Origin of the sequence: Hoeflea algicola (assembly GCF_026619415.1) — a bacterium.
GTDB classification, from domain to species: domain Bacteria; phylum Pseudomonadota; class Alphaproteobacteria; order Rhizobiales; family Rhizobiaceae; genus Hoeflea; species Hoeflea algicola.
The window spans coordinates 3336427-3347649 of sequence record NZ_JAOVZR010000001.1; the positions used below are offsets into that span (position 1 = coordinate 3336427).

The following is an 11223-nucleotide window of genomic DNA, read 5'->3' on the forward strand; positions in this document are numbered from 1 at the left end:
TGATGACGACACTAGGCAACGAACAGCGCCTGGCGCTGCTGACGCCGCCCAAAGGCAAGGTGCGTGTGGTTCTCGATACCGATACCTACAACGAGATTGATGACCAGTTCGCACTTGTCCAGATGATGCTGTCGCGCGACCGGTTCGATGTCGAGGCAATCTATGCTGCGCCGTTCCTCAATGCCCGGGCCGATTCGCCCGGCCAGGGCATGGAGATGAGCTACGAGGAAATCCACCGTCTGCTCGACCGCATCAATGTGCCTGCCGATGGCCTGGTTCATCGCGGCGTTACCGAATATGTTGGTTTCGAGAAAAAGCCGCGCGAAGCCGCAGCCGTCGATCACATGATCGAACGTGCACGCGCCGGATCGCCGGAAGATCCGCTCTACATCATCGCTATCGGCGCGATCAGTAACGTCGCCTCGGCATTGCTGAAAGCCCCCGAAATCATTGATCGCGTGGTGGTGATCTGGCTTGGCGGCAATGCGCTCGACTGGCCGCGGTCGTTCAAGAAGAACGCCGAATTCAATCTCATGCAGGATATTGGCGGCGCCCAGGTGTTGTTCGATTGCGGCGTGCCGGTGGTGCTGGTGCCGGCGATGGGAGTGACCTCGCACCTCATCAGCAATGTTCCGGAGATCGAAAAGGAAGTCGAGCCGCACGGTGCCATCGGCGCGTTTCTGGCGCAGCGCTTCAAGGAATACTCGACCGATCATTTCGGCTGGTCCAAGGAAATCTGGGACATGGCGGCGGTGGCTTGGCTGCTGGAGCCCGAATGGACGCCAAGCATCATCGTCCCCACGCCGATCCTCACCGACACCATCGGTTGGGAAACTGATTCCTCGCGCCACGCCATGCGCTATGTGCGCTATGTCGACCGGGATGCAATCCTGAGGGATTTCTTTACCAAGCTTCGCGATTTCGCCAACAGCTGACTCCAGTCTGTGTGCAAACACCGGGCAGCGTTTGCTGCCCGGTTCGATTCTGTCATCCGGTTGGCGTTTGTGCCGCTTACAGCCGCTCGCCTGCCGGGGTGAACAGAAAACAATCCTCTGCCTTGATTGATGCCGTCACCGTGTCGCCGGTCCTGACCTTGGTCGCGCCGCGCAGTTCCATGGTCACTGCATAGTCACGACCGGGATCGGTATAGACGTAAGACACACCGCCCAGCCGCTCGATGATGCTGCATTTGAGCGCCACCTGATGCTCGCCCGGCTCGGTGCTGAAATGTTCTGGGCGAATACCCAGAACGATGTCTTCAGGCAGCTTGGTGCCCGGTTCCCGGGGCATGACGTCAAGCCCCGACAGGCCCAGCTCCGGCACATCCAGGCGTACCGCACCTTGCTCGGTCCGGCCGGTGACGTGGGCCGGCACCAGATTGATCTTCGGCGACCCGATGAAGCCCGCGACAAACATGTTGTCGGGATTGGAATAGAGTTCGTCCGGCGTTCCGAATTGCTCGATGCGGCCGTCGCGCAACACCACGATACGGGTTGCCAGCGTCATCGCCTCGACCTGGTCGTGGGTGACATAGATCATCGTCGCCCCCAACTCGTCATGCAGCTTGGCGATCTCGAGCCGCATCTGCACCCTGAGTGCGGCGTCTAGATTGGACAATGGTTCATCGAACAGGAATATCTTTGGGTCGCGGACAATCGCCCGGCCAATCGCCACGCGCTGGCGTTGGCCACCCGAAAGCGCCTTAGGCTTGCGGTCGAGATAGGGCACCAACTGCAGCGTCTCGGCTGCCTTGCGCACGGTTTTAAGCCGCTGTTGCTTCGGCATGCCGGCCATTTCCAGGCCGAACGCCATGTTCTCTTCGACGCTCATGTGCGGATAGAGCGCATAGGTTTGAAACACCATCGCGATTCCGCGCTTGCTCGGTTCCGCCCGGGTGACATCGGCACCGTCGATCGAAACCGTGCCGGCCGTCACGTTCTCCAGCCCTGCAATCATTCGCAGCAGGGTCGACTTGCCACAGCCCGAGGGGCCGACAAAGACAATGAATTCGCCGCTCTTGATCTTCAGATCAATCGAACGAATGACCTCGATCGGGCCGAATTTCTTCTGCAAGGCGGAAAGCTGGATGTCGGCCATGGGGGCTCCGGTCGCGGTCTGATGGCTTTACTTCACCGCGCCTTCGGTCAGGCCGGAGACAAACCAGCGACCGATCAGCGCGAAGAGCAGGATGACGGGGAGGGTGGCGAGGCTGGCGCCTGCCAGCAGCAAGCCCCAGTCGATTTGATATTGTCCGATGATGCCGGAAAAGCCGACCGGAACGGTGCGTTTGGTATCCGACAGGATCAGCACCGATGCGAACACATATTCGGTCCAGGACATGATGAAGGCGAAGATGCCGACACTGGCGATGCCCGGCGCGATCAGCGGTATCATTACCCGCCTCAGGATCACGAGCGGCGGCGCACCGTCCATGACCGCAGCTTCCTCGATTTCCATTGGCACAGAGCCGAAGAACGAGCGCAGCATCCAGATCGCAAACGGCAGCGCGAAGCTGACATTGACCACCACCAGCGCCGTGCGTGTGTCGATCAGCCCGAGCTTGGCAAACATCCCGAACAGCGGGATCAGCACGACGATGCTGGGAAACGCATAGGCCAGCAGGATAACCCGGTAGAGCGTCTCGCGGCCGGGAAACCGCAACCGGAAAAAGGCGTAGGCGGCGGGCACCGACAGCGCCAGCGTGATCAGCGTGGAAAGCGAGGCGACCACCAGGCTGTTGACCATGTAGGTGGGGTAGTCGGAATTCGACAGCAGCTTGGCATAGTGCTGCAGCGTGAACGATTCCGGGATCATCGTCGGCACCCGCGCGATGATCTCCTGCGGCAGCTTGAACGACCCCGTCACCACCCACCAGAACGGCAGGGTGACGATCGCCACGAAAAACAGCACAACAGCGCCAAGCGCAATGTTCCAGCCGATGCCGCGTCTCATCGCTCATCTCCCTGCTGGGCCAGCGAGCGGGTCGCGAAGAAGGCGAACGCCATCAACAGCACCGAGGCCAGAACCGCCACTGTCGCCGCTTCGCTCAGGCGGTAACCCTTGAATGCGGTCTCGTAGATCAGGATCGGCAGGGTTTTGGTGCCGCCGGCCGGCCCGCCGCTGGTCAGCAGCCAGATGATGTCGAAGACGTTGAATGACAGCAGCGTTCCGACAATCACCAGAACGCCCAGCGTGGGCGCCAGAAGCGGCCAGGTGATGCGCGTAAAGCGCTTGAAGGTGCTGGCGCCGTCGATCCGCGCAGCTTCGTAGAGGTCAGAGGGGATACGTGTCAGCCCGGCCAGCATCATCAGCGCGATGAAGGGGAACCAGCGCCATGAATTGATGAACACCAAAGTCGCCATCGCCGACCATTTCGACGAAAAGAAACCGATCGGTCGGTCGATGATGCCGATCTGTATCAGCAACGGATTGATCATTCCGCCCGATGTGCTGAACAGCCATCTCCAGATCATCACCACCACAACGGTCGGTACGATCCAGGTTAGGATGATCCAGGTTCGGGCGATCCGCACGCCCGGAAAACGTTGGTTCAAGACCAATGCCGCAGCCAGCGCCAGCACGGTCTGCAAAGCTGCATTGGCCACGACCCAGACAACACTCAGCCAGGAAGCATTCCAGAAAGCCGCGTTGGAAAGCACTTTGCGGTAGTTGGCCAGCCCTACCCAGTTCCCCTCGGAGCCGACGGTGCGGACATCCTGCAGGCTCAGCAGAACCGCCGAGAGCAGTGGCCATCCGAGGATGGCCACCAGCATCAGCAATGCCGGTGCGACAAAGACGAAGGCGTAAAACCGTGATTGTCGCATCCGGATCGGTTCCTCGTTTACTCGGAGGCTTCGGTCATGCGTGCCTGGCCGTCAGACACCGCTTCGGCGGCAGTCTTTCCGCCGACCACGATGGCCTGAAGCGTTTCGGCAAGAATGTTTTGCGCCGAGATCGCTGCAATCGCCGGGAACACGCGGCCGCTGGTGAAGCCGAACAGCCTGCCGTTTTTCGAATTCTCGATCACGGTTTCGATCTGCCCGCGGTACTTCTGCACGGTGGCGTCATTCCAGAAGCTCTCAGCCTTGGCACCATCTGCCGTGACCGGCATGAACAGGCCCGGCTCCATGTTGAGGAACTGGCCATAGTTTTCCGGCTCCAACAGGTAGCTGATGAACTTCTCCGACGCCTTGCGCTTGGCTTCATCCGTCGACAGCAGCATCACCGCATTCGGATAGGCGATGGTGTTGTGCTGGCTTTCGCCCTCGGCATGCGGGATCGCTGCCACGCCGAGATCGTCGGCATCGCCTTCGGCCTGGGTGTCATAGGACGAGATCACCGAGAACTGCAGGATCATGCCGCAGCTCTTCGAGGCAAAGCAGGATTCCGCCTCACCCCAGGTCCAGGATGTGTTGTCTGGCGGTGAAAGCTTCTGCAGGACGGCATAGAACTCGTAGCCGGCAACGGTTTGCGGGTTGTCGAAGCGCAATTTGCCGTTCTCGTCGTAGATTTCCGTCGCCCCGCCATTGGCCAGGATCGAATAGACGGTCTGGTCGGTATAAAGCTGCTTGTTCGCCGGCAAACCGATGCCATAGGTCGAGATCCGATGCCAGCTTTTCCGCTGCCGCTTTCCAGTCTGCCCAGGTAGTCGGCACGTCGAGGCCGGCTTCCGCGAACACGCTTTTGCGATACCAGAGGTTCATCGACATGTTGTAAAGCGGAACCGCCCAGACGCCGCCGTCATAGGTGTAGGATTCAAGCGCGCTGTCGAGGAATTCATGTTTCTTGTCGAGTTCGGTGACAAAGTCCTCGACCGAGGTAAGCGCGCCGATGTTCTTGAGGATCGGCGTGAAATCCGGAATCGCAAACAGCATGTCCGGGCCGGCACCTGCCGACAGGGCGGCCGGTGCCTTGGCATAGATCTCGCCCCAGTTCTGCGGCTCCTGACTGACGACGATGTCAGGGTTGGCTTCGTTGAAGGCATCCATCAGTTTCTGGATGCGCTCCACCCGGTGCGGCGGCTGCTCCATGTGCCAGAGAGTGATTTCGACCGGAGCCGCCCAGGCGGAAACCGGCAGCAGCAGGGCTGCGCTTGTCAGCAATGTCGTCAGTGATATTCTCATGTCGTTAAACTCCCGTTTGCAGGCAAAACTGCCCTGTTCCCTCAAAGATGCGGATTGCGTGGCCGAAACCGTTCGACCAGCTTCCGGTTGATCTCCCTGGCGCCGGGCATGTTGGCGCTGAGGTAGATTGGCGCGTCACCGTCGGCGGCAAGCCGGGCGGCGACGTCGACAAAGATCGCGTTCATGATTGTCACCCCGATGGCGGTGGACACCGGCCCGACCTTGAGTTCCGATCTCGGCACCGCCATCACTGCGTCTCCCGGAGGCGAACCGTTGTCGAGCACAATGTCGGCGAGATCGGCAAGGCGTTCGCGTCCGGCGGCGCTGGCGGTCGAATAGGCGACCGAGGTGATGCAGATGACGGTGCAGCCGATTTCGCGACCGATGCGGGCTGCCTCCAGCGGCGCTGCGTTGACACCGGAATTGGATATGACGAACAGAACATCGCCAGAACGAATATTGTAACGATCCATGATCGGCGCAACGATGCCTTCGGTCCGCTCATAGGCGGTACCTGCGATTGCGCCCTCGTGCAGCATGATCGGCGCAGCCAGGATCGGCACGGTGATGGCGAGGCCACCGGCGCGGTAATGCATTTCCTCGGCCATCACGTGCGAATGGCCGGTGCCAAAGATGTAAACCCGGTGGTCGGAGCGGGCGGCGGCAGTCACGGCATCTGCCGCGGCTTCCATCTGCGCAGAGATGTCGGTTTTCAACGCCGTCAGGCGTTCGATCACGTTGTCAAAATAGCCATCGGTCATGGAAGTCATTGGGTCGCGTTGGCTCCAAGTGTGAGGTTTGCTTTCATGACGAAGGAATCGCCGCGGTAGACTGAGCGCACATATTCGAACGGGTTGCCGTTGGCGTCACAGGTGCGGCGGGTCAGTTCGAGAACAGGTGCGTGCTCGCCAAGTTGAAGCGTGCGGCTGATGGCCGGGCTGGAAAGTGCTGCCTGCAGGGTCTGCTCGGCCGATGCAGGCAAGACATGGTAATGCTCGCGCAAAATGGCGTAGAGCGATTCATTGGCAAAGTCGGCGACATCAAGCAGGCCCGGCGCCACGTCCGCGCGAATTTCCGTGGTCTCCATGGCCACTGGCTCGCCATCGACCAGACGCACCCGAACCAGCCGGTAGACGTCGCCGCCAAGCGGCAGATTCAACGCCACCGAGCACAGGTCGTCGGCCTTGTGAGCGCCGAATTCCATCACGACACTCGAGGCGTGACGTCCCTGCTGCTCGATTTCCTCGGTAAACCCGCTCAGTGTCGACAGCTTCTGCTGGATCACCGGTCGGCCGACAAAGGTGCCATGGCCGGTACGCGTTACCAGAATGCCGCGCGCTGTCAGATGCTGGAGCGCCTGGCGGGCGGTCATCCGGCTGATGCCGAGTTCTTCCGCCATCACCCGCTCGGAGGGGAGCTTGTCGCCGACGTTAAGCTTGCCCGCGGCGATATCCGCTTCCAGTGCGGAGGCAATCCGTCGGTAGACCGGGGCAGTCGGTTCGCTCATGAGGCCTCAGCAATAATCACATGTGGTATAGTCCACTTTTATAATGGTATATACCAATTTGAGAATTGCAACAGTTTTGTCGTGCCGCCCCTCAGGCCAAGGCTATTTTCCCGAAATCAGCGCGTCGCGCCGGGCTGCGTAGAGCGCATAGGCGTGCCGGTAGTCGTCGGCGACAGCGGCCGAAGGCAGGTAGCGGCGATCCTCGCCGGTGGCTGACATCGAGGCTGCACGAATGTCGGCAAAATCACCCAGCGCCGTGGCGGCAATCAGCGCTGCACCACGCGCCCCGAATTCGGTCCCGGCGGGAACGATCACGTCCTTCTGCAGCATGTCGGCGATCATCTGGCACCACAGAGGGCTCTGGCTGCCACCGCCGGTCAGTTTGATGCACCCGTCGTCAAAGCCGAGCGCCGATACCAGGTCGTAGAGCGCAAACGCCACCCCTTCATAGACCGCGCGCAGCATGTGCGCTCGCCCGTGCGCTGGCGACAGGCCCGAAAATTGCGCGCGCGCGTCCGGTGCCACCACCGGGGCGATGATCCCGCTCTCGCTGAGATAGGGCAGGTAGCTCACGCCATTGGCACCGATCGCCACGGCGTCCACCAGCGCGGTCACCTGCTGGTAGCAATCATCCCTACCCTGAAGGTCTGGCGCCAGCACGCCGATTGCCCAGTCGAGATTGAGTGTGCCGGCGACATTGACCATGGCCCGGTACCACAGATCTCCGGGCATCGAGAACAACAGCCCCAGATCGCGGGGTTCGAACACCGGCCGGTCATGGCACACGCCGACAAGACAGGTGGTGCCGAGTACGGCGGTTGCCACTCCGGTGTCGACACCGCCGGCACCGATCACAGTCGAGACCACGTCGCCCGCCCCGACAGCCACCGGCGTGCCTGCTGCCAAGCCGGTCAGGCGGGCGGCCCGCGACGTCAGACCGCCGATGATCTCTTCGGAATCGCGGATTGGTGGCAGCAGGTGGGCGCAATCGGCAAGCCCGAAAAGCGCAATCATCTCGTCGCTGCGTGAACGGGTCTTGGCGTCGCCGGGGATCACTGAGGCTTCGCTGCGGTCGGTCGCCATCAGCCCGGTCAGCCGGAAGCGGAGAAAGTCCTTGTAACTGACAACATGCGCCGCCTTGCCGATCAGGCCCGGCTCATGGCGTTTCAGCCAGGCCAGCAACGGCAGGGTGCAGCCTTGCTGCAACACGGAGCCCGAGGAGGCAAAAATCCGTGACATTATCGCGGGATCTTGCTCCTGCATCGCATCGAGTATCGGCTGGCTGCGGCTGTCTTCCCAGACAATGCCGGGCCTGAGTGGCGTGCCGTTGGCATCAAGCACCCAGGCGCCGACCATAGCGGCCGAGATCCCGACGGCGCGGATCGAGGTGGGGTCGATACCGGCGTTCTCCACCGCTTCGCGGATGACCGTGACCGCCGCGTTCCAGGCGTCGTCCGGGTCGAGTTCGCTCCAGCCCGGGTGGGGCCGTTGGAGCGGCGTATGCCGTGACGCGGTGGCGATCTGGTTTCCCTCGTCATCGAACACGGCGGCCTTGCAGCGCGATGTCCCGGCATCAATGCCAAGCAGGAAACCAGCCTTGCCCATCATGCGCTCCCCGTTGCCGGTGTGCCGCCCCGCCAGGTCTGCCGCACATGCAGATCCTCGCCGAGATGGGCTAGATCGGCGCGCAATCCCGGCGCCAGCCGTCCACGGTCGCGCAAGCGGAGAAAGTCAGCGGGATAGGCTGACGCCATTCGTAACGCTTCGCCCAGAGATAGGTCGAGATAGGTGACCCCGAATCGAACCGCCGAGGCCATATCCAGATCGGAGCCGGCGAGTGTGCCGTCGTCAAGCGCCAGGCGTGAGCAGTAGCCGCCCTGCTTGCGCCAGATGGTGCGACCGTTGAGGGTGAAGTGATCGGCGTTCTGGCCGACAAGCGACATCGCGTCGGTAACGAAATAAAGCCGACCGGGCCCGCGTTTGGCCCTCAACGCGATCCTCAGCGCCAGCGGATCAACATGATGACCGTCGGCGATGATGCCGCCCCAGACATCGGGATGATCAAGGGCTGCGCCAACCAAACCGAGTTTCCGGTGGCCAAGCCCGCTCATGGCGTTGAACAGGTGGGTGACACCGCGTGCGCCGGCATCGAACAGCCGTTGGGCGCTGACCGCGTCACAATCGGTGTGGCCAAGGCAGACGGTCGCGCCGGCCTCACTGAGGCGGCGCACTTGTAGTTCGGTGACCTGCTCTGCGGCGACGGTCAGAACCAGCGTACCGATTTCCGCTGCCGCAGCACTCAGCCGCTCGACGTCGCGCTCTTCCATCGGCCGCATGAATTTTGCCAGATGCGTCCCCTTGCGGGCGGGCGCCAGATGCGGCCCCTCGAGATGCAGCCCAGCCACGCCGCGGTCTGCCGCAACCGCCGTCACGGCTGCCGCAATGGCGCGCACGCTTGCCTCGCTTTCATCGGTGATCAGCGTCGGCAGCACGCTGGCGGTGCCGAACGGGCGATGGCCATCGGCAATCATGTACATCGATGCTGCCGACGGATCGTCGTTGAGCATCCGGCCACCACCGCCATTGACCTGGGCATCGATGAAACCAGGCGCGAGAATGCCGCCCGCAAGCTCGGTCCGCTGACAATCAGTTGCCACCTGGGCCTGCGGCACGATGGCTTCGACCTTGGCATTCGAAATCAGCAGCGCATGGTCATCGAAAAAGCGGGTACCGTCGAAGATCCGCGCGCCGATAAGGGCCTGCCTTGTCATTAAATGGTCTCCGTTACTTTGAGCAGGTTTGCCGGCTGATCCGGATCCAGCCCCTTCTCGATCGTTACCGCCTCGACCAGCCGGTAAGCAGGCAGCAAGGCCACAAGCGGGTCCAGCAGCCCGTTGCCGGTCGATGGCACCATCACCGACACGCCAGAGGCCGGTTTTGAGGAAAACGTGATGGTCCTGGCGCCGAGATCAGCCAGCTTGCCCATCGCTTCGCGGCTGTTGTCAAGTGCGCTGTCATCTTGAACAAAACCAATCACCGGGAAACCGTGTTCGACCAGCCTGAGCGGGCCATGCATGATTTCCGCCATCGAGAATGCCTCGGCGTGCAGCCCGGCGGTTTCCTTGCACTTGAGCGCGGTTTCCATGGCGATGCCGAGCGCAGTACCGCGGCCGCAGGTATAGAGCGAGCGGGCGGCGGCGAGGATCTGTTGCGGTTCGCCCATGTCGATCTGTGCTGTTTTGGCCAAGGCCTCGGGCAGCGCGTCCAGCGCTCGACTGAACCCTTCGTCCCTGGTAGCGGCGCCGACAATTGCCGCCAGTGCCGCTGCCGAGGTGATGAAACTCTTGGTCGCCGCCACGCTTTTTTCCAGCCCTGCGCCAAGCACGATGGTGATATCGGCTTCGCGTGCCACCGGGCTGTCGGCAACGTTGACGATTGCCACAGTGCGTGCGCCGCCGGCCTTTGCCGCCGCCTGCAGGGCGACGATGTCGGGGCTGGCGCCGGATTGGGAAACCGTGAAATGCACCGCTGAGGGCAGGCGCAACGGCCGCCGGTAGACCGACGCCACCGACGGTCCGATCGAGGCCACCGGAATCCCCGTCGACAGTTCCATCAGGTATTTGAAGAAGGTGGCGGCATGATCGGAAGAACCGCGCGCGGCCATGGTCACCAAAGCCGGCGGCTGGTCGCGCAGCCATGCGCCAACCTCATTGATCACCTCGGCCTCGCTCGAAAACAGACGGGCGACCGCGGCCGGCGATTCATTCGCCTCTGCCAGCATCAGGGATGGTTGAACCAAGCTTATTCTCCTGTCGTCAGTTCGGCGACGAAATCATAGATATCGCCGCGATAATGGGATCGCGTATGTTCCACCACCTGCTGGTCGATGCTGCGTGACACTCGCTCGATCAGCAGGCATGGCGCGCCGGGCTCAACGCCGAGCAGCTCGGCCTCGACCGGTTCGAAAACAGTAGCAGTGAGTTTCTGCAAGGCGCGAACCGGGCGGTGTCCGTGACGGGCAAGCGCGTCATAAAGTGAGCCGGCGCCGATCTGCTCGCTACCAACCAGGCGCTGCGGCATCACCGCGCGTTCGACCGCCACCGGCATGCCGTCGGCAAGTCTCAGCCGGTCGAGCCGCAGCATCATTTCCTTCCGTGCGACCCCGAACAGGAGAACCTCCTCCGGTGAGGGCAGTCGGACATCCGAACCCAGAACCCGGGTGCCGGGTTCCATGCCGCGCAACCGCATGTCCTGCGAAAACGATGAAAGGTCCCACAACGGCTGTTCGATGCGGACCGGGCGTTCAGCCACGAAGGTGCCGCTTCCCTGGCGGACGTCAAGATGTCCCGCCTCAAGCAGCATTTTATAGGCGTTACGAGCAGTAATGCGGGCGATCGACAATCCCTGCGCCAGTTCCCGCTCGGGCGGCAGCGGCTGGCCCGGTGCCAGCCATCGTGATTCGATCAGGCCTTCAAGCGCCCGCGCCAGCCGGATGTAGATCGGGCCGCCTTGTTTGGCGTCGGTGAACGGGCCGCTGCGGAGTTGTTCGATCAGTGCATTGAGACTCATAGCACCTATTTAGAACCAAATAGA

Annotated in this window: 11 protein-coding genes and 1 pseudogene; 1 reads left to right on the forward strand and 11 read right to left on the reverse strand. The window is 62.0% G+C overall.

Going from position 1 to position 11223, the window contains the following annotated elements; translation table 11 throughout:
* Positions 1 to 2 precede the first annotated feature (2 nt).
* Entirely contained in the window at positions 3 to 935 is a 933-nt protein-coding gene (locus tag OEG84_RS16325) for a nucleoside hydrolase (protein WP_267654732.1), read from the forward strand.
* A 76-nt stretch (positions 936 to 1011) separates the two neighbouring features.
* On the opposite strand, the gene OEG84_RS16330 is transcribed toward OEG84_RS16325, so the two are convergent.
* The 11 genes and pseudogenes from OEG84_RS16330 to OEG84_RS16380 form a co-directional block, all read right to left on the reverse strand.
* Positions 1012 to 2097 carry an ABC transporter ATP-binding protein gene (locus OEG84_RS16330; RefSeq protein ID WP_267654733.1) on the reverse strand — a complete coding sequence of 362 codons (1086 nt, stop codon included), beginning with the start codon at positions 2095 to 2097 and terminating at the stop codon, positions 1012 to 1014.
* Between the two features lie 27 nt (positions 2098 to 2124).
* Positions 2125 to 2952: a carbohydrate ABC transporter permease gene (locus tag OEG84_RS16335; RefSeq protein ID WP_267654734.1), complete on the reverse strand. Its 828-nt coding sequence runs from the start codon at positions 2950 to 2952 to the stop codon at positions 2125 to 2127.
* Positions 2949 to 3824: a carbohydrate ABC transporter permease gene (locus OEG84_RS16340; protein WP_267654735.1), complete on the reverse strand. Its 876-nt coding sequence runs from the start codon at positions 3822 to 3824 to the stop codon at positions 2949 to 2951. Before OEG84_RS16340 ends, OEG84_RS16335 begins: the two co-directional genes overlap by 4 nt.
* A 17-nt stretch (positions 3825 to 3841) precedes the next feature.
* Positions 3842 to 4582 carry an ABC transporter substrate-binding protein gene (locus OEG84_RS16345; RefSeq protein WP_267654736.1) on the reverse strand — a complete coding sequence of 247 codons (741 nt, stop codon included), beginning with the start codon at positions 4580 to 4582 and terminating at the stop codon, positions 3842 to 3844.
* A gap of 79 nt (positions 4583 to 4661) precedes the next feature.
* Positions 4662 to 5123, reverse strand: a pseudogene (locus OEG84_RS16350) (ABC transporter substrate-binding protein); the annotation flags it as partial.
* 41 nt (positions 5124 to 5164) lie between these two features.
* Entirely contained in the window at positions 5165 to 5893 is a 729-nt protein-coding gene (locus tag OEG84_RS16355; protein WP_267654737.1) for an SIS domain-containing protein, read from the reverse strand.
* A complete protein-coding gene (locus OEG84_RS16360) occupies positions 5890 to 6630 on the reverse strand; it encodes a GntR family transcriptional regulator (RefSeq protein WP_267654738.1) in 741 nt (246 codons plus the stop codon). The genes OEG84_RS16355 and OEG84_RS16360 overlap by 4 nt, the downstream gene beginning before the upstream one ends.
* A 102-nt stretch (positions 6631 to 6732) precedes the next feature.
* Entirely contained in the window at positions 6733 to 8235 is a 1503-nt protein-coding gene (locus OEG84_RS16365; protein ID WP_267654739.1) for an FGGY-family carbohydrate kinase, read from the reverse strand.
* Positions 8235 to 9401: an N-acetylglucosamine-6-phosphate deacetylase gene (gene nagA / locus OEG84_RS16370; protein WP_267654740.1), complete on the reverse strand. Its 1167-nt coding sequence runs from the start codon at positions 9399 to 9401 to the stop codon at positions 8235 to 8237. The genes OEG84_RS16365 and nagA overlap by 1 nt, the downstream gene beginning before the upstream one ends.
* Positions 9401 to 10411 (reverse strand): SIS domain-containing protein, encoded by a 1011-nt coding sequence (locus OEG84_RS16375; RefSeq protein WP_425602922.1) that lies wholly within the window; start codon positions 10409 to 10411, stop codon positions 9401 to 9403. Before OEG84_RS16375 ends, nagA begins: the two co-directional genes overlap by 1 nt.
* A 20-nt stretch (positions 10412 to 10431) precedes the next feature.
* Entirely contained in the window at positions 10432 to 11199 is a 768-nt protein-coding gene (locus tag OEG84_RS16380; protein ID WP_267654742.1) for a GntR family transcriptional regulator, read from the reverse strand.
* Positions 11200 to 11223: the final 24 nt, after the last annotated feature.

What these genes read in the sequence shown, in the direction of transcription:
- OEG84_RS16325 (WP_267654732.1), top strand. Translation starts at nt 3, where the DNA reads ATGACGACACTAGGCAACGAACAGCGCCTGGCGCTGCTGACGCCGCCC.
- OEG84_RS16330 (WP_267654733.1), bottom strand. Translation starts at nt 2,097, where the DNA reads ATGGCCGACATCCAGCTTTCCGCCTTGCAGAAGAAATTCGGCCCGATC.
- OEG84_RS16335 (WP_267654734.1), bottom strand. Translation starts at nt 2,952, where the DNA reads ATGAGACGCGGCATCGGCTGGAACATTGCGCTTGGCGCTGTTGTGCTG.
- OEG84_RS16340 (WP_267654735.1), bottom strand. Translation starts at nt 3,824, where the DNA reads ATGCGACAATCACGGTTTTACGCCTTCGTCTTTGTCGCACCGGCATTG.
- OEG84_RS16355 (WP_267654737.1), bottom strand. Translation starts at nt 5,893, where the DNA reads ATGACTTCCATGACCGATGGCTATTTTGACAACGTGATCGAACGCCTG.
- OEG84_RS16360 (WP_267654738.1), bottom strand. Translation starts at nt 6,630, where the DNA reads ATGAGCGAACCGACTGCCCCGGTCTACCGACGGATTGCCTCCGCACTG.
- OEG84_RS16365 (WP_267654739.1), bottom strand. Translation starts at nt 8,235, where the DNA reads ATGGGCAAGGCTGGTTTCCTGCTTGGCATTGATGCCGGGACATCGCGC.
- nagA (WP_267654740.1), bottom strand. Translation starts at nt 9,401, where the DNA reads ATGACAAGGCAGGCCCTTATCGGCGCGCGGATCTTCGACGGTACCCGC.
- OEG84_RS16375 (WP_425602922.1), bottom strand. Translation starts at nt 10,411, where the DNA reads ATGCTGGCAGAGGCGAATGAATCGCCGGCCGCGGTCGCCCGTCTGTTT.
- OEG84_RS16380 (WP_267654742.1), bottom strand. Translation starts at nt 11,199, where the DNA reads ATGAGTCTCAATGCACTGATCGAACAACTCCGCAGCGGCCCGTTCACC.